Here is an 18,619-nt window from a genome sequence, read left to right as displayed (position 1 = left end):
CCGGTGGCGATTTGACCAATCTAGAACGGCTGCAACGGCGGCGTCGGCTGGTCCGTCGGGCTGACCACCGCATAGTTGTAGCCGCCGCCGGACCAGTATTGGGCTTGCAACCCATCCGCCGTGCGCTCGCCACGGGGCAGGAAACCGTTGTCCGGGCCCGGTGGGCGGATGTAGAAGCTGATGCGCCGGCCTTGTGCGTCCTGGTACAGCACCATGGCGGCGGCGCCTTGATCGGTGGTGAGCAGTCGCCCGCTGACGGGCGTGTAGCCCGCTTGGCTCAAGTCCGGCAGGCGATGGGCTTGATTGAAGTAGCGGTCGAGCCACGCCTGCATCGTGCCGCGGTCCTGGCCGTTGTAGTCAGCGGGCATGATGCCCTCCTGGGCAAACAGGCGGAACGCTTGCATCGCGTCGGCCATCGGCAGCAGCGGCGGTTGCGTGGCTTCACGGGCATGCCAGCCGCCGAGGCCGCCGAGGCTGACGGCAATCAGCAGCACTGCGGCCGTGGCAACGTGGCGGCGCGATTGATGCTTGAGGCGCTGGCGAATCAGCGTCGGGTCCAGCGCCGGGTTGGCCGGTTGTTGCAGGGCGCCGCTCAATGACGCACGCAGCAATTGCGCGTCCTGCTGCCAGGCCTGCACTTGGGCCGCCAGCTCGGGATGGGCGGCCAGGTAGGTTTCGAGCACACGGCGATCACTGTCCAGGAGTTGGTGATCGACGTAGGCATGCAGGTCGCGTTCGCTGGGGGGCAGGCTGATCATTTGAGTATCCGCAGGGAAGGGCTGGCGATGTCGCCATCGCTGAGTTGACGCAACGCTTGGCGCGCCCGGGACAGGCGCGACATCACGGTGCCAATCGGCACCTCGAGTATTTGCGCGACTTCCTTGTAGCTCAAGCCCTCCACCGACACCCACAACAGCAGCGCGCGTTGTTCGGTGTTGAGCTGGTCGAAGGCTTGCAGGGTCGCTTGGGCGATGACGGTGCGCTCCACCGACGGCTGCGCATCATCGCGGCCGGTAAAGAATTCCAGCATGCGTGCATAGCGCCGGGTGCGGCGGTGGGCATCGAGGAACTGCCGGTAGAGGATCGAGAACAGCCACGCGCGCAAATCGCCCTCAATGCGTTTGTCGGCCCAACGGGTGATCGCCCGCTCCAGGGTCGCCTGCACCAGGTCGTCGGCACTGCTGGCGTTACGGGTCAGGGACACAGCGAAACGCCGCAGCCTGGGGATGAGTTCACGTAACGGTTCGTCGAGTTCATGCATGTGTGTCTGGCTGGTCACTACGCTGGGACTAGAGAGACGTCCGGCGTGAACGGTTATTCCCGACCGTGGAAAATAAATCCAGGGCCTGGGAATAGAGCGGATCGGCGTTCGTCTTAATGCTCCGACCTTATGTTTACCCCCAAAGGCCTTCAGGCCCTGGAGTTTGTTCATGGTAGATCACTCATCACCGCCACGTCCCCCGCTAAGCACGGCGAGCCTGATCGCACGACTTGCGGGTATTGCGGCCGTGGTTGCGGTTATGGCCGGGGCATTTGCCTACGTCAATGGCAGCCTCGACCCACAACGCCTGCGCCCGAAAACCCTGGTCAATGCCCTGGAAACCAACAACGGCGTGCACCCTGGATTCCGGCGTAACCACGCCAAGGGCGTGTGCGTGGCCGGGTACTTCGAAAGCAGTGCCGAGGCCCGTGCCTACTCCAGCGCCCAAGTGTTCAGTGAGGCCAGGACCCCGTTGATCGGCCGCTTCGCCTTGCCCAGCGGCAACCCCTATGCGCCGGACAGCAGTGTGCCGATCCGCAGCTTTGCCGTGCAGTTCAGCCTGGCCAACGGCCAGCAATGGCGTACCGGCATGAACAGCATGCCGGTGTTCCCGGTGGGCACGCCCGAGGCGTTCTACCAGATGCTCAAGGCCGGCGCGCCGGACCCGGCTACCGGCAAGCCGAACCCGGCGAATATGCCGGCATTTTTTGCCGCACACCCTGAGGCGGCGCCATTCCTTGCATGGGTCAAAACGGCCAAGCCATCGGCCAGTTATGCGACCGAAACCTATAACGGTATCAACGCGTTTTACTTGGTGAGTGCCGAGGGCAAGCGCCAGGCCGTGCGCTGGGGCGTAGTGCCCGAGCGTCAGGATGCGGCGGGGGAGACCGCACCGGCCGGGGGCGATTTTCTTGAGAAAGACCTGGTGCAACGCCTGGCCTCAGGGCCTTTGCGTTGGCAGTTGAACATGACCCTGGCCAACCCCGGCGACCCGCTGGAGGACGCGAGCAAACCCTGGACCGGTGAGCACAAGGTGCTGAATGCCGGCACCCTGGTGTTGCAAAGCAGCCAACCCCAGGCCGACGGTGATTGTCGCGACATCAATTTCGATCCGTTGATCTTGCCCAGCGGCATCGAAGCCTCCAATGACCCGCTGCTGGCTGCACGTTCGGCGGCATATGCCAGTTCTTTCCTGCGCCGTGCCGGTGAAGTCAGCCCCTTGCACAGTGCCCCAGCGGAGTCCAAGCCATGAATGCCCAACCTCGGTTTTTTGCGCCCCTGGCGCGCCTGCTGCACTGGTTGATGGCGCTGATGGTCATCGCCATGTTGTTTATCGGCGCAGGCTTGGCGGCGTCAGTGTCGGAGCGGCATGAGTGGTTGATCCACCTGCATAAGCCGCTGGGGATCGCGATCCTGGTGCTGGTGATCGTGCGCTTGGCGGTGCGCTTCTCCACCCGCCAGCCGCCGTTGCCGTCTGACTTACCGCTGTGGCAAGTGCTGGCGGCCAAGGCGTCCCATCTGGTCTTGTATGGGTTGATGCTGGTGTTGCCGCTGCTGGGCTGGGCGATGATTTCGGCGGCGGGCGACCCGGTGATGCTCAGCAGTTCGGTGCAGTTACCGGCGTTGGTGGCGGCGGATGCGCCGCTGTTTGCGCTATTGCGCAAGGCCCATGGGTATCTGGCCTACCTGCTGTTCCTGACGGTGCTGTTGCACCTGGCGGCGGCGCTGTTCCATGGGTTGATTCGGCGCGATGGGGTGTTGCAGAGCATGACCGGCACCAAGGACTGATGCCGGGGGCAAAGGGCGTTAGCGCAGGACCGTGACGATATCGGCCACGCTGCTCAATACGTTCTTGGCCAGTTGTTTGGAGCGTTCGCCTGACCAACCGGTTTGCGGGTTGGGCGCGTTGTCGTTGTCCTTGAACGGCATTTCCAGGGTCAGGGACAGGCAGTCGTATTGCTCGCCGACGGCGTTGCAGGCCAGGGTCATATTGGCTTCACCCGGCAAGTCACGGGTGTAGCCGTGGGTGGTTTGGAAGTCACGGGTCAGCGAACTCAAATGGCTGCGGAAGCGTTTTTCCAGCGCTTCGATGCGCGGGGTGTAGCTGGGGTTGCCTTCGCAGGCAGCGGTGAACACGTAGGGGATTTCTTCGTCGCCGTGGATGTCGAGGAACAGGTCGACGCCGTACTGGTGCATTTGCTGTTGCACGAACAGCACTTCCGGGCTGATCTCCTGGCTGGCGCTTTGCCAGGCGCGATTGAGATCCTGGCCCATGGCGTTGGTACGCAGGTGACCGTGGAAGGCGCCGTCGGGGTTCATGTTCGGCACCAGGTACAGGTCGGCAACGGCCAGGAGTTTTTTCATCTCGGCATCGCCATCCTGTTGCAGGCGTTCGATGATGCCTTCCATAAACCATTCGGCCATGTGTTCGCCGGGGTGCTGCTGGGCGATGATCCAGATATTGCGCCGGCCTTCGCCGCCTTTGCCACGCCGTAACAGTTGAATATCGCGGCCCTCGACACTTTTGCCGGTGGCCAGCAGTTGGGTGCCGGCGTACTTCAGGGCCTGGTCGATCAGCCAGTCGTGGCGTTCGCGGCTGTAGGGCTCAAAGTAGGCCAACCAGGCATGCTTCTCACTGGTTTCGAGGCTGATGTGCAGGATCTCGCCGTCAAAGCGCGTAGGGACTCGGAACCAGTTGACGTGATCATAAGACGCGACAGCGTTGTAGCCGCTCCAGGCGTGCTTATACGAAGAGCCACCGGCGTTGCTCAGGCGAAAATTATGGGTGTGGCCCACGTGCATGCCTTCGGCCTTGAAGTGGAACCATTGGTAATGGTGGCTGCGGGTATCGGGCTGGATGGCAAGCAGCAAATTGTAGGCATCGCTGGCGTCGAGCACCTGGATATTGCCACTGTCGAAGTCGGTACTGATCTTGATGGAGGTCAAGGCCACGGTCATAGTCTGGTTGCCTGAATATGAGTGTTGTGGCGGCTATATTACACAGGAGTCTGGTAAAGCCTGGATGCAAAATTGTTGCGGGGAGGGGGGGCGTCATCCGTGACGCCGCCGCAGCTTAGAGTCTATGAGATTGATTCTCAAGCGCTATTTCCCAGAGATGTGCGCCAGAGCGTTGTACTGGCTTTCTTTTGGCGATGGTCTTTTGCTACCATGCGCGCCATCAAGCAACACACAGTCTTCATTAGCCTGAAGCCATGCCAGGGAAACTGGCAAAAAAAAGACCCGGCCAAAGAGCCGGGTCAAAAACCGTGATTAGCCTGATGAGGAGATATTCCAAGAGTCCGACCTAAGGTCTCTTGGTCTATCGACTGATCTCGCGATCAGCTGAGCCCAATAATAATCATTATCATTTGCAAGTCAAATGTTTTTATCCATCGGATAGAAATATTTTTCTTCTGCGCCTGTTATCCGTTCGCCCGAACCTCCGTTGCCTGCAACGACCGCTCCACCATCGCCTTCGCCATATCAATCAAATACACCACTGAAAACGCCAGGTCGCGCTGATTGCCCTGATGGCTGCTCGCTGATTCGTAGGCCGTGGCAGCGGCACTGCGCAACAGGTCCGAGGCGTGTACCAAGGCTTCCTCCTGGCTGATGCCAGGCTTGATGGCGAACAAGCTCATATCCGGGACGGGTGCCGACATATTTTCTTTCAAGTAAAAGTCCAGCGCGCGCTGGGCAGCACCGCTGCTGCGCAGGTTTTGCACGTCATCGTTTTCAGGGGGGTCAGGCAGGAGATACGGGCTCGTCGTCATAAGGGGCGGTACTCTGGGTGGGTGTCGAAAACCTTATGCTCGATGATAGTACGTATCGTATTTATGTCGTTTTATGGATTACTACAAACTGTTTATTGCCCTGGAAAATACCTGACGTATTGTCGGCGCCCATGGATAAATGGATAGCGTTGGTCAAGGCCAGCATGAAAGACCGCAAGGTCACCCAGGGGGAGTTGGCTGAACGCTTGGGCATGTCCCAGGGTGGCGTCGGCCATTGGCTCAACAAGCGCCGCGTGCCGAGCCTGGTGGACATGAACCGGGTGCTGGCAGCGCTGGGGCTGGGCGACCTGGAAGTGGTGCAGGAGCTGCGTGAGAAGGCCGACGAGGTCCGTGGCCCGGCAAGACAGTACACGTCGTACTTTCGCTACCCGGTCAGCGAGTGGAAAGGCCTGTGCGAAATTCGCGAAGAGCGCCCGGCCTATGGCGCCGCACGCTTCGAGCTGACGGATTACCACGCCCAGGGTGACGCCTTCTGGCTGCCGGTGACAGGTGACGCCATGACTGCGCTCAGCGGCCCGAGCATCGCCGCGGGGATGATGATCCTGGTGGATCCGGCCATCGCCGCCGAACCCGGCAAACTGGTAGTCGCCCAACGGGCCGACAGCCCTCACGCGACCTTCCGCCAGTTGATGGAGGAGAGCGGCCAGCTCTACCTGGTGCCGCTCAACCCCACCTACCCGAAACTGTTGTTCACCGCTGATTGCCGCATCCTGGGCGTCGTGGTGCAGGCCACGGCGAAGTTCTAGTCCGCGGTTTCGAGTTCCACCAACGCGCACCCTTCGGCGACCATTTCGCCTTCCTGGCAGAACAGCGCCTTGACTACCCCGGCCTGGGGCGCGCGGATGCTGTGCTCCATCTTCATCGCTTCGAGCACCACCAGTTGCGTGCCGGCCTCGACCGTTTGGCCGACGTCCACCAGCACCCGTACGATGCTGCCGTTCATCGGTGCCGTGAGGCCGCCCTGGTGCGACTGGTTGGCCTCGACCGCCGCAATCGGATCGAACAGGCTCACGCCCTGCATCTCGCCGTCCCAACGCAGGAAAACTTCGTGCCCGTTGCGCACTGCCAGATGTGAACGACGGACGCCCTGGTGTTCGATCACTAGCTGTTCGCCCTGCAATTTCGCGGCGTCTGCGGCCAGTGTCACCAGGCGGTCCTGGCCATTGCAGCTCAAGTGCAGCGAGACCTCGGCGGGCAGCCCTGCACGGAATCCACGGGTGTCCGCCCACGGCCCATCACCCGCAGGCAAGCTCTGCATGAAGGCTGAACCCGCCGCCTGCCAGAACGCGTCGCTCAACGTCCCGGCCACCGGCAGCAGCTCATCCTGATAGCGCGGAATGAACCCGGTATCCAATTCAGCCGCCGCAAATGCCGGATGGTCAATGATGCGCCGCAGGAAGCCCAGGTTGGTCTTCAGCCCACCCACGGCAAACTCATCGAGCATGCCCAGCAACCGCAGGCGCGCCTGTTCACGGTCTTCCCCCCAGGCAATCAGCTTGCCAAGCATCGGGTCGTAGAACGGCGAAACGTTGTCTCCTTGCTCGACACCACTGTCCACGCGACGCCCCGGGCCGGGGGCGGATTCGCGGTACAGCGCCAGGTGCCCGGTGGCGGGCAGGAAGTCGTTGGCGGGGTCCTCGGCATACAAGCGAACTTCAATTGCATGGCCGATCAGCGGCACCTGCTCCTGGGTGATCGGCAGCGCTTCGCCCTGGGCGACACGAATCTGCCAGGCCACCAGGTCGAGGCCGGTAATCGCTTCGGTGACGGGGTGTTCCACCTGCAGCCGCGTGTTCATCTCCATAAAGAAAAACTCGCCACGGGCGTCCAGCAAAAACTCAACGGTGCCCGCGCCGACATAACCGATGGCCTGGGCCGCACGCACCGCCGCTTTGCCCATCGCCTTGCGCTGTGCAACGCTCAGCCCCGGTGCCGGCGCCTCCTCGACGACCTTTTGATGGCGGCGTTGGATCGAGCAATCCCGCTCATTGAGGTACAGGCAATGCCCATGCTGATCGGCAAACACCTGGATCTCTACGTGGCGTGGCTTGAGCAGGTATTTCTCCACCAGCATCTGCCCATTGCCGAAGGACGACAGCGCCTCACGCTGGGCCGAGGCGAGCGCTTCGGCGAGTTGGCTGACATCCTCCACCACCTTCATGCCCTTGCCGCCGCCACCGGCCGTGGCCTTGAGCAGCACCGGATAGCCGATGCGCTCGCAGGCGGCGCGGAAGGTGTCCAGGTCCTGTTCTGTGCCGTGATACCCCGGCACCAGGGGCACGCCGGCGGTTTCCATCAGAGCCTTGGCCGCGGATTTACTGCCCATGGCGTCGATGGCCGAGGCGGGCGGCCCGAGAAAGATCAGGCCCGCCGCTTCGATCGCCCGGGCAAACTCGGCGTTTTCCGACAGGAAGCCGTAGCCTGGGTGAATGGCCTGGGCACCGCTGGCCTGGGCGGCGGCGATTAGTTTGTCGATTTGCAGGTAGCTCTCGGTGGCCTTGCTGCCCCCCAGGTCGACACGAATATCCGCCTCGCGGCTGTGTCGCGCATCACGGTCGACGGCGCTGTGCACCGCCACGGTGGTCAGGCCCATGGCCTTGGCGGTGCGCATTACCCGGCAGGCAATCTCGCCGCGGTTGGCCACCAGCACGGTGGTCAATGTGCTCATGAACGTGGCTCCTGGGGCTGCCAGATGGGCGGGCGTTTTTGCAGGAACGCGCGCAAACCCTCCTGGCCTTCGGCGCTGACACGGATGCGCGCAATGGCATTTTCGCAATAGCGGCGCAGGGCAGGGGTGAGCGCGCCGTTTCCGACTTCGCGCAACAGGTCCTTGCTGGCGCGCATCGCCGACGGGCTGTTTTGCAGCAGGTTGGAGATCCACTGTTCCACCTGCTGGTCCAGTTCGCCACTCGGGTAGCTTTCCGCCAGCAGGCCGATTTCCCGTGCACGCTGGCCGCCAAACCGCTCGGCGGTCAGGGCATAGCGCCGCGCCGCACGTTCGCCGATGGCCTGCACCACGAACGGGCTGATCACGGCCGGGGCCAGGCCGATGCGCACTTCCGACAGGCAGAACTGCGCATCATCGGCGCCGATGGCCATGTCGCAACAACTGATCAGGCCCAGCGCGCCACCGTAGGCCGCGCCTTGCACCACCGCCAGGGTGGGGATTTTCAGCTTGGCCAGGTTGTACATCAGCTCGGCCAGTTCGCGGGCGTCGTCCAGGTTGGTGTGGTAATCCAGTTCGGCCGACTGCTGCATCCAGGCCAGGTCGGCGCCGGCGCTGAAGTGCCTGCCGCGTCCACGCAGCACCAGGAAACGCAGGGACGCATCAGCTTGCACATGGTCGAGGGCGATGATCAGTTCGCGGATCATCTCGGCGTTGAACGCGTTGTTCTTGGCTTCACGACTGAGCCACAGCGTGGCAAAGCCACGGCTGTCGGTGATCAGTTCGAGGGTGTTGAAATCGCTCATGGGGGACAACTCCATTTACATGCGGAACACACCGAAGCGGCTCGGCTCGATGGGGGCATTCAACGCGGCGGACAAGGCCAGGGCCAGCACGTCGCGTGTCTGCAACGGGTCGATGACGCCGTCGTCCCACAGGCGTGCGCTGGAGTAATAAGGGTGACCCTGGGTTTCATACTGGTCGAGGATCGGCTGCTTGATCGCGGCTTCCTCTTCGGCGCTGAACCCGACGCCTGCACGTTCAGCCTGCTCACGCTTGACCTGCACCAGCACGCCCGCAGCCTGTTCGGCGCCCATCACGCCAATCCGCGCGTTGGGCCACATCCACAAAAAGCGCGGGTCGTAGGCGCGCCCGCACATCCCGTAATTGCCGGCGCCAAAGCTGCCGCCGATGATCACCGTGAACTTCGGCACCTTGGCACATGCCACCGCCGTCACCAGCTTGGCGCCGTGCTTGGCAATGCCCCCGGCTTCGTATTTTTGCCCGACCATAAACCCGGTGATGTTCTGCAGGAACAGCAGGGGTATCCCGCGTTGGCAGGCCAGTTCGATAAAGTGCGCGCCTTTTTGCGCGGCCTCGGCGAACAGAATCCCGTTGTTCGCCAGGATCGCAATCGGGTAGCCGTGCAAGTGCGCAAAGCCGCACACCAGGGTAGTGCCGAACAGCGCCTTGAACTCATCGAACACCGAGCCATCCACCAGCCGTGCGATCACTTCGCGCACATCGAACGGCTGCTTGGCATCGGCCGGGATTACGCCGTAGAGCTCTTCGCTGCTGTACAGCGGCGCCACGGGCGTGCGTTGCAGCAATTGGCCCTGCTTGCGCCAATTGAGGTTGGCCACGCTGCGCCGGGCCAGGGCCAGGGCGTGTTCGTCACTGTCGGCATAGTGGTCGGCCACGCCGGAGATCTTGCAGTGCACATCGGCACCGCCGAGGTCTTCGGCGCTCACCACTTCACCGGTAGCGGCTTTCACCAGCGGCGGGCCGGCCAGGAAGATGGTGGCTTGGTTGCGCACCATGATCGCTTCGTCGGCCATGGCCGGCACGTAGGCGCCTCCGGCGGTGCACGAGCCCATTACTACGGCGATCTGCGGGATGCCCTGGGCACTCATGTTGGCCTGGTTGAAGAAGATCCGCCCGAAGTGTTCGCGGTCGGGAAACACTTCATCCTGGCGCGGCAGGTTGGCGCCGCCGGAGTCCACCAGGTAAATGCACGGCAGGCGGTTTTGCTCGGCGATGGTCTGGGCGCGCAGGTGTTTTTTCACCGTGAGCGGGTAGTAGGAACCGCCTTTCACGGTGGCGTCGTTGGCGACGATCATGCATTCGACGCCTTCCACGCGGCCGATCCCGGCAATCACGCCGGCCGCCGGCACGTCTTCGCCATACACCTGATGAGCGGCCAGTTGGCTGAGTTCAAGGAACGGCGAGCCCGGGTCCAGCAGGCGATTGATGCGCTCGCGCGGCAGCAGTTTGCCACGCGAGGTATGGCGCTCCTGGGCCTTGGCACCGCCGCCTTGCTGCACGTGGGCAAGCAAGGTGTGCAGGGCGTCGACCTGTTGGCGCATCGCTGCGCTGTTGCTGGCGAACTCCGCGGAGCGTGGGTTGAGCTGGGTATGCAAGGTGGCCATGGGGCGCTCCTTCAGCGGGTTTCGTTGAAGAGTTCGCGACCGATCAGCATCCGCCGAATTTCACTGGTGCCAGCGCCGATTTCATACAGCTTGGCGTCCCGCAGCAGGCGCCCGGCGGGGAATTCATTGATATAGCCATTGCCACCGAGGATCTGGATCGCGTCGAGGGCCATTTGCGTGGCGCGTTCGGCGCTGTAGAGGATTACCCCGGCCGCATCCTTGCGCGTGGTTTCGCCGCGCTCGCAGGCCTGGGCCACCGCATAGAGGTAGGCGCGGCTGGCGTTGAGTTGGGTGTACATGTCGGCGACCTTGCCCTGGATCAGTTGGAATTCGCCGATGCTTTGGCCGAACTGCTTGCGATCGTGGATGTAGGGCACGATCAGGTCCATGCACGCCTGCATGATCCCGGTGGGACCGCCGGACAGCACCACGCGCTCGTAATCGAGGCCGCTCATCAGCACTTTTACACCGCCGTTGAGCACGCCGAGGATGTTTTCCTCCGGCACGTGCACGTCATCGAAGAACAGCTCGCAGGTGTTGGAGCCGCGCATGCCGAGCTTGTCGAACTTGTTGCTGCGGCTGAAGCCTTTCCAGTCGCGCTCGACGATAAACGCGGTGATGCCGTGCGGGCCCTTTTCCAGGTCGGTCTTGGCGTAGATCACATAGGTGCTGGCGTCGGGGCCGTTGGTGATCCAGGTCTTGCTGCCGTTGAGCACATAGTGGTCGCCGTGCTTGTCGGCGCGCAGTTTCATCGAGACCACATCGGAACCGGCGTTCGGCTCGCTCATGGCCAGGGCGCCGACGTGTTCGCCGCTGATCAGTTTGGGCAGGTACTTGAGTTTCTGCTCGTGACTCCCGTTGCGGTTGATCTGGTTCACACACAGGTTGGAATGAGCGCCGTAGGACAGCGCCACCGAGGCCGAGCCACGGCTGATTTCTTCCATGCTTACCACGTGGGCCAGGTAGCCCAGGCCGGCGCCGCCGTATTCTTCCGGCACGGTGATGCCCAGCAGGCCCATATCCCCGAACTTGCGCCACAGGTCGGCGGGGAACAGGTTGTCGATGTCGATCTGTGCTGCACGGGGCGCGATTTCCTTGGCCACGAAGGACTTCACCTGGTCGCGCAGCATGTCGATGGTTTCACTGAGGGCGAAGTTCAGGGACGGGTAACTCATGGACAGGCACCTTAATGTGAGCTTTGTTGTTGTGTGGATGGCGCGCCAGGGAAGGGCGCTCACCTTTACGTTAACGTAAGCTTGCGTTACGGCGCTGTCAATCGTAGTTTACGTATACGTCAACCTACAAAAAAGACAACAGGGGTCGTTATGGATCAACCGCATCCGAGCTACAGCCGTGGCTCCCAGGACAAGAGCTTGCTGGCCATGACGATTGGCCAAGCTTTCGATCACACCGTGGCGCAATACCCCGATGGTGAAGCCCTTGTGGTGCGCCATCAGCAGCGCCGCTACACCTGGCGGCAACTGGCCGAGACCGTCGATATGCACGCCCGTGCGTTCCTGGCCTTGGGGATGCAAACCGGCGATCGCCTGGGCATCTGGGCGCCCAATTGCGCCGAGTGGTGCATCAGCCAGATCGCCAGCGCCAAGATTGGCGTGATCCTGGTCAATATCAACCCGGCGTACCGCAGCAGTGAACTGGACTACGTGCTCAAGCAGTCCGGCTGCGAGTGGCTGGTGTGCGCCGGCTCGTTCAAGACCTCTGACTACCACGCGATGTTGCAGGAACTACGGCCTGAGCTGCGCGGCATGATCAGCCTCGACCCCAGCCCGCCCCCGGGATTCCTGCCCTGGTCGGAACTGGCGGCCCTCGGTGCAGGCCTGCCGCCCGAGCAGTTGCACAGCCGCCAGGCCAGCCTGTACTTCGATCAAGCCGTCAATATCCAGTACACCTCCGGCACCACCGGTTTCCCCAAGGGCGCCACCCTCAGTCATCACAACATCCTCAATAACGGCTATATGGTCGGCGAAAGCCTGGGCCTCACCGCGCAGGACCGCCTGGTGATCCCGGTGCCGCTGTACCACTGCTTCGGCATGGTGATGGGCAACCTGGGCTGCATCACCCACGGCACCACCATGATCTACCCGAATGATGGCTTCGACCCGCTGCTGACCCTCACCGCCGTGGCCGAAGAGCGCGCCACCGGCCTGTACGGCGTGCCCACCATGTTCATCGCCCTGCTCGATCACCCGCGCCGGGGCGAGTTCGAGCTGTCCACCCTGCGCACCGGCATCATGGCCGGCGCCACGTGCCCCATCGAGGTGATGCGCCGGGTCATCGGCGAATTGCACATGGGTGAGGTGCAGATTGCCTACGGCATGACCGAGACCAGCCCTGTGTCCCTGCAAACCGGTGCGGATGATGACTTGGAACGCCGCGTGACCACCGTCGGCCGCACCCAGCCGCAACTGGAAAGCAAGATCATCGATGAAGCCGGTAACACGCTGCCCCGTGGCCAGGTCGGCGAACTGTGCACCCGTGGCTACAGCGTGATGCTCGGCTACTGGAACAACCCTGACGGCACCCGCGACGCCATCGACGCTGAGGGTTGGATGCACACCGGCGACCTGGCAACCATGGATGCCCACGGCTATGTGTGCATCGCCGGGCGCAACAAGGACATGATCATTCGCGGTGGCGAGAACGTGTACCCGCGCGAGGTGGAAGAGTTTTTCTTCACCCACCCGGCGGTGGCCGATGTGCAGGTCATCGGCATTCCGGATGAGCGCTACGGCGAGGAGATCGTGGCCTGGGTCAAGTTGCATCCGGGCCATGTGGCCGACGACCTGGAACTGCAGGCCTGGTGCAAGGGCCGCATTGCACACTTCAAGACGCCCCGGTATTTCAAGTTCGTGGAGGAGTTTCCGATGACGGTGACGGGCAAGATCCAGAAATTCCGCATGCGTGAGATCAGCCTTGAGGAGCTGAGCATCAACCGCTGAAACGGGGTGCATTCCTACCGCGCCCCGCGCGGAGGTGTTGCCTAGAGTGGCGCATTATTTCGCCACTCGAAGGCTATACGCATGACAGACAACATCACGGCCCCTCCTGCAGACAGGGTTTCGGACGCGCAAAGTCCGCACCTGAGCGTCATCAGGGACAATATCCCCGACTGGTATACCGAGGCGCAGGGCAGCCGCAAAGCTGAACTGGCGTCATTGGATTTGCGTATTCCTGATTGGTACAAAAAGGCCTCGCAGGCTGACAGGGACCGGCTGGGTAAGGTCCACAAGCGCAGCAGGGCGTCGTTGAACCAATTGGATCAGATGCTCGGTGAACTGAAACCGCCGGCAGAGTATGCCGAGCCATTGTTGGCGGACGCGATCGAAAAAAAGTTCGGGCAACGGCTGGATACCAGAAAGGTGTTCTATGCCCGCAAGCTGGAACAGACCACCTGCGACGCGCAGCTCACTGAGGTTTCGACCACGCGCGTCAGCGAATTGGGCCCGCAGTTTTATTCTTATAAAGGTGTCAGCCTGTTGGAGGCGGCGCTGAACAACTTTGCTCCGGAACAGGCGAGCGAGCCGGTGTGTAAGGACTGTCACTTGATCACCCGGTACGACTTTTACCGGCATTCAAGCGCGCAGGTGCATCCCTCAGCCAACGTCCAGTCGCTCAAACTCGACATCCAGGCCCACGCGTTTGCCCAACTGTGCAGGGAGCTGGATCTGGGGCGTTCCTACTACGAATATCTGCGAGCCGCCATCAACCACCACCTTGCGCCAGGAACCCAGAACCAGCCGGCGGGCAAGTTGTTTAGCAGCCTGATCATCAGCCATCAAAACCAGTTGGAACTGGCGGCAGACATCGCCTTGATGAAGGGCGATATCCAGCCTGCGCAACACCAGTTGATCAACGACGTTTTGGTGAGTCAGTCGAGCGGCAAGTGGTCAGGACACACAGTGAAGTTTTCGCCGTTGCGGCTGTGTAACCTCTACATCGAGAACATCCTGATCATCGGTCCGGTGGAGTGGCGGGTAAACATAAGGAATGCCCAGCTCCTGCCGATGCCCTGCATGGTGTATATCCCTGGCGACCCCCTCCATCCCCTCAAGAGCTATGACCACATAGCCGCCTTTACCGACCATTTGACCACCCGCCTGTGCCGTGATGAATACCGCAAATTCTTCAGCCAGTTCGTGCCGCTCGCCCATCAGGACAGTTTTTTTACCCGGCTCAAGGTCTTGCTTGATCCAGGCGCGGCGCATGCCGAGGATCAGGATTTTGTTCCGGCAAATAAAGCTCGAATCACCGACCAGGGGACGTACGGTGTTTCATGGTCTGATGTCTGGATGGACTGCGCGACGCAGCGTATCCGGCTGATCATGAACAACGCCAGTACCGCCGTGGTCTCCACTCAATCGAAGAATGATCAGGCGTATAACGCCTGGCTCTGGTCGTGGGGAAGCACGGCACTGGATATTCTCAATCTGGCTTCTTTCGTGGTGCCCTTCCTGGGGGAGGCCATGCTGGTCGTTGCGGCCGTGCAGATGGTCTATGAGATAGGCGAAGGTATTGAAGCGTGGTCCGAAGGCGACACTCGCACGGCCTGGGCGCACTTTTCGGCGGTGGGTCTGGATCTGGCGGGGCTGGCGGTGCCCAAAGTGCTGATGGCAGCCAAAGACACGGCATTTATCAAGCGTCTGGTGCATGTGGAGTTCGGTGGGCGCACGCGTTTGCACAGTGTCAATCCGGGCCAATACCTGCACCGGATCGCCTTGCCCGAAGGGCTGCGGCCGAACGCGCAGGGGCTGTATGCCCATGAGGGAGGCCTCTATCTGCCGGCAACTGACGGTGGTCACTACAAGGTCGTCACCGGCGCCGAGGGTGAATCCAGGCTCTTGCACCCCGACGGCGATTCACGTTATGCGCCACGCATTCACCATAACGGTATGGGCGCCTGGGTCCATGAGTTCGAACAACCCCTGACGTGGGACCGCAAGACACTGCTCCGGCGTATTGGCCATACGGTCGATCACCTGAGCGATAGCCAGCTTGAGCAGGCGAGGCTATTCAGCGGAGTGTCGGATGACGAGTTGCGTCAGGTGTTTATCGAGCATCGGGCGCCGCCGCCACTCTTCAGAGACATGCTCCGGCGATTTGAGTGCGACGCCAAGCATCAGGCTTTTATCGATCGGCTGAGCAGCCCCGACCCCAATGTGTTCAGTCGCGTCAACTGGTTCATGCAAGTCAAGTTGTTGATCGACAATGGTATGTGGCCTGAATCGCGGGTGCTGATAGCCTTTGATTCCGAGGGCAATCTGACGTGGCTTTCAGGCAAAGTGAGAAGACCACGTGACGTGGTCAAGTTGCAGCCTGAACAGCTCGGCAGTGGGGTCCTGTTCCCCGCCATGCTTAATCAACTGACTGAAGGTGAAATACGCCAGTTGCTGGATGAAGACGAGGTCGAGCAGGAGATACACGCGGAACAGGTGATGCTGGGCATCATTACGCGCGGTGAGCGTTCGGTTGACGGTAAACCGACATTCGCCGAAGAACGTATGGCGCAACTGATGCGTGCGCAGCGTACACCTGCAGCCAGGGCCGCAAGGTACCGGGATCGATTGCTGACAGCGGCTAAAAACACCCGGAATGAGCTGTTCAATCTGGAAATGTCGGCCGGTGATATCTCCAGTGATGTCCATGTCCAGTGGCTCCAGCGCAGCTTTCCCAGCCTGCCTAAATTGGCCGCCGAAGAAATAGTCGCCCACGCCAGGCCCGAAGAGTTGGCACGTTGCATTGAACCCACATCACGCTTGCCGTTGCGGTTGGCCGAAGAGGCACGCCGTTACGCGCAAAAGGCGCGTGTCATGCGGGCGCATGCCGACCTGCTGTTCGACAACCCGTTGACAATGGACGGTGTACACCTGGCGCTGCACAAGCTGGCCGCCATTCCGGGGCAACTGGAAGGGGTGTGTATTGAGCTGCGGGCCGATACGTATGAGGGGGCTGTGCTGGACCGGGTCGGCGATGCGACCGCCCCCAGGCAGCTTCGTCTGATCCGCAGCGACATGAAGGAGTGGATGTTATACAGCGTGCCGCAGCAAAGACTCTATTGTCGCAGTGACAAAGACGCATTTTTCAGCGCGCTGTGGTTCGCCAGCGGCGGGCAGTTCACCCACCGGACAGCGTTACTGTCCTCCACCCAGGCCTTGAAAGGGCAACTGGGGCGCCTGCCACTGAGCGAGCAGGCAAGCCGGCGTGCGCTGGGCCTGCAAACGATCAGGCCTGGATTCAAATCACCGATGCGCCTGGCGGATGGGCGCATCGGTTATCCGCTGAGTCCGGTGGGGGGCGCGGCACAGCGTCCGTTTGTTTGCACAATGAAAGCGATGGTGCTTTACCCCTCGAAGTCCCTGGCTGAAGTCGAGACCCTGCTAGGGCTTCAAGGTGCGGCGGATGCTGTGCTATTGGCGAGGCTGGCGCACCTGGAAACGGAGTTTTTCGATCTGAATAAAGCGCTGGTGAACTGGCAGGAGGAGGAGTCGGGCTATGCGAGTGCCAGGCGCAGAGTGTCGGCGACGATCAACGAAGTCTGGCAGCGAGGTGGCGCGCAGGCATTCGCGGGGGATGGCACACCCATCGGCCATGTGCTGGATCTATCCGAAGAAGCGGTCGGTGAGCTGCCTGCGATTACCGCCAATATGGATCATGTGGGCCATCTGAAGTTACGTCGAATGGGGCTTTCAGACCGTTCTTTGCCTTTTCTGCAGGCATTTGGCGGCTTGCGCTGGTTGAACCTGAGCGAAAACAATTTCACCCAACTGCCGGCGCTTCGAAACGGCGGGGCAGGGCTGACCAAACTCAACTTGAAGAGCAATGACATCCAACTGACCGAGCAGAGCCGAACGCGCCTGGAGAGCATGCAGCAGTTGAAGATTTTGAATCTGGGACACAATCGACGTTTGGGATGGTCGGCCGATGTAAGCCGCTTACGCGAGTTGAACCAGTTGTATCTGCCGAACACCGGCACCACCCGATTTCCCGTCGGCGTCGAACGTTTGCCTGCTCTCGCCCGTATCGACCTGCATGCAAACCAGATCACCACGTTGCCTGAATACGCTTATCAGCACCGGGAGCGCATCAACGTGCACGAAAATCCCTTGTCGGCGGCCACCCTTGCGCGCCTTCAAATGGGCGAGCCCTTGATGCAATGGGGCGAGCACGTCACCGTGGATGAGGCGCGTGATCTCTGGCTGGGCGAGCCATCGGCCGCAGAGCTGACACGGCGTGGTGGGATCTGGGACGAACTGCGGAGCATTCCTGAGTCGGCGGCTTTTTTTACCGTATTGGCCGATACCACCCGCAGTGCCGAGTACGCCAGTGCAGTGACCCGCCCCTCACTGGCGCAGCGAGTGTGGGACATGCTTGAGGCCGCAAGTGAAAGCCAGGCTATTCGCGAATCGCTGTTTACCACCGCCGATGATCGAGTCACCTGTGGCGACGGCAGTTCGGTTGAATTCATGAACCTTGAAAGCGAGCTGATGGGGGCCAGGGCACTGGAAATGGTGGGAACGGAGCACGTTGAAGGCTCGCTGATCGCTACGGGCAGGAAGCTGTTTCGTTTAACCCTGGTGGACGCCATTGCTCAGCGGGATGTCGAGGCCAGGGGGCCTGGGTTTACTGAACAGGTCGAAGTCATCCTGGCATACCGTACCCTGCTTGCAGACCGGCTTGAGTTGCCGGTCAAGTCCCGCGAGATGCTGTTTCCCCAGCAGGCCAATGTGAGTCAGGCAGCGATCGACGGAGCCTATGCGCAGGTGCTGAGGGACGAGCGCAATACCGCTGCCGAAGAGACTTTTTTGACCGGGCGACTGTTCTGGGAAACACATCTTCGCAGTCGATACCCCCAGGAGCTCAAGGCATTGATGACACCGGAGCTTGATCTGATCGACGAGAAAAGCACCGCGTTATTTGAGCTTTCGGATCTGCAAGGCGAGCAGGTTAGCGCCGCAGACCAGGCCACAAAAGACCAGTGGCAGGCGATGCATGACCAGGTGACTGACCGGCTGGCCGGCCTCTTGGGCAGGCGCCGGGATGAAATACTCGTGAACGGCGCGATGCAGAGTGCGTTTTTTGAGAGCGAACTCAAGCAGTTGGGAGTGGAGCGGCAGGCGCTGGAACAACGATCACTGCGAATCTTGACCCGCAGGGTGCTCAACAACTTCGCCGCCACCCAAGGAACACCGCTTTAAATACCAGGGTGCAGACAGCACAAAGGGGACCCGGAGGTCCCCTTTAATTTGTCGTTGCGTGCTCTTTTTTTATTATTGAGGGGCGGTCTATTGTTGTTTTTGGCAACCGTTACCCTTTACCGCTGTTTTTGGCGACCCCCATCCGGGGTCAAGAGCAAACGTATTTTTTTGAGCGCTGATCTGCTTCTTCGTTAACGATCCAACCAGTGGGTAGCTACCTGAGGTAGTTTTATTTTTCTCTAACCGGTTGCGGGTTT

At 61.3% G+C, this 18,619-nt stretch carries 13 protein-coding genes; 5 read left to right on the top strand and 8 right to left on the bottom strand.

The genetic code is table 11. The annotated features are described in order from the left end of the window. Positions 1 to 20: 20 nt before the first annotated feature. The gene (locus tag FBY10_RS21300; RefSeq protein WP_131698119.1) at positions 21 to 758 is read right to left on the bottom strand and encodes an anti-sigma factor; all 738 of its coding nucleotides are present in this window, start codon (positions 756 to 758) and stop codon (positions 21 to 23) included. Continuing rightward, on the bottom strand, positions 755 to 1,261 hold the full coding sequence (locus tag FBY10_RS21295) for an RNA polymerase sigma factor (RefSeq protein WP_027606262.1): 507 nt from the start codon (positions 1,259 to 1,261) through the stop codon (positions 755 to 757). Before FBY10_RS21295 ends, FBY10_RS21300 begins: the two co-directional genes overlap by 4 nt. 169 nt (positions 1,262 to 1,430) lie before the next feature. Between FBY10_RS21295 and FBY10_RS21290 the strand changes: the two genes are divergently transcribed. Together FBY10_RS21290 and FBY10_RS21285 are read left to right on the top strand one after the other, a co-directional pair. Then, entirely contained in the window at positions 1,431 to 2,513 is a 1,083-nt protein-coding gene (locus FBY10_RS21290; RefSeq protein ID WP_145337620.1) for a catalase family peroxidase, read from the top strand. After that, positions 2,510 to 3,049, top strand: a complete 540-nt coding sequence (locus FBY10_RS21285; RefSeq protein ID WP_065940125.1) for a cytochrome b — start codon at positions 2,510 to 2,512, stop codon at positions 3,047 to 3,049. Before FBY10_RS21290 ends, FBY10_RS21285 begins: the two co-directional genes overlap by 4 nt. 18 nt (positions 3,050 to 3,067) lie before the next feature. Here the strand turns inward: FBY10_RS21285 and FBY10_RS21280 are convergent, their stop codons facing one another. Continuing rightward, a complete protein-coding gene (locus FBY10_RS21280; protein ID WP_131698117.1) occupies positions 3,068 to 4,219 on the bottom strand; it encodes a M14-type cytosolic carboxypeptidase in 1,152 nt (383 codons plus the stop codon). A gap of 464 nt (positions 4,220 to 4,683) precedes the next feature. Beyond that, the gene (locus FBY10_RS21270) at positions 4,684 to 5,034 is read right to left on the bottom strand and encodes a DUF6124 family protein (protein ID WP_145337622.1); all 351 of its coding nucleotides are present in this window, start codon (positions 5,032 to 5,034) and stop codon (positions 4,684 to 4,686) included. Positions 5,035 to 5,165: 131 nt separating this feature from the next. Here FBY10_RS21270 and FBY10_RS21265 point away from each other — a divergent pair, with 131 nt between their 5' ends. Continuing rightward, on the top strand, positions 5,166 to 5,801 hold the full coding sequence (locus FBY10_RS21265) for a LexA family transcriptional regulator (RefSeq protein WP_145337623.1): 636 nt from the start codon (positions 5,166 to 5,168) through the stop codon (positions 5,799 to 5,801). Here FBY10_RS21265 and FBY10_RS21260 read toward each other — a convergent pair. From FBY10_RS21260 to FBY10_RS21245, 4 genes are read right to left on the bottom strand one after another with little or no spacing between them, the layout of a single operon-like run. Beyond that, on the bottom strand, positions 5,798 to 7,723 hold the full coding sequence (locus FBY10_RS21260; RefSeq protein WP_145337624.1) for an acetyl/propionyl/methylcrotonyl-CoA carboxylase subunit alpha: 1,926 nt from the start codon (positions 7,721 to 7,723) through the stop codon (positions 5,798 to 5,800). The genes FBY10_RS21265 and FBY10_RS21260 overlap by 4 nt on opposite strands. Beyond that, positions 7,720 to 8,526 (bottom strand): gamma-carboxygeranoyl-CoA hydratase, encoded by an 807-nt coding sequence (locus FBY10_RS21255; protein ID WP_145337625.1) that lies wholly within the window; start codon positions 8,524 to 8,526, stop codon positions 7,720 to 7,722. Before FBY10_RS21255 ends, FBY10_RS21260 begins: the two co-directional genes overlap by 4 nt. Before the next feature lie 15 nt (positions 8,527 to 8,541). Continuing rightward, the gene (locus FBY10_RS21250) at positions 8,542 to 10,149 is read right to left on the bottom strand and encodes a carboxyl transferase domain-containing protein (RefSeq protein ID WP_053138385.1); all 1,608 of its coding nucleotides are present in this window, start codon (positions 10,147 to 10,149) and stop codon (positions 8,542 to 8,544) included. A gap of 11 nt (positions 10,150 to 10,160) precedes the next feature. Continuing rightward, entirely contained in the window at positions 10,161 to 11,324 is a 1,164-nt protein-coding gene (locus tag FBY10_RS21245; RefSeq protein ID WP_145337626.1) for an isovaleryl-CoA dehydrogenase, read from the bottom strand. Between the two features lie 150 nt (positions 11,325 to 11,474). Here FBY10_RS21245 and FBY10_RS21240 point away from each other — a divergent pair, with 150 nt between their 5' ends. Beyond that, positions 11,475 to 13,109, top strand: coding sequence for an AMP-binding protein (locus tag FBY10_RS21240; protein WP_145337627.1), 1,635 nt, complete (start codon positions 11,475 to 11,477; stop codon positions 13,107 to 13,109). Between the two features lie 81 nt (positions 13,110 to 13,190). Continuing rightward, entirely contained in the window at positions 13,191 to 18,362 is a 5,172-nt protein-coding gene (locus FBY10_RS21235) for an NEL-type E3 ubiquitin ligase domain-containing protein (protein WP_145337628.1), read from the top strand. Positions 18,363 to 18,619: the final 257 nt, after the last annotated feature.

Origin of the sequence: Pseudomonas sp. SJZ103 (assembly GCF_007828335.1) — a bacterium.
Taxonomy (GTDB): domain Bacteria; phylum Pseudomonadota; class Gammaproteobacteria; order Pseudomonadales; family Pseudomonadaceae; genus Aquipseudomonas.
The sequence above is the reverse complement of the archived record's forward strand: the minus strand, read 5'-3'. Positions and strand labels throughout refer to the sequence as shown.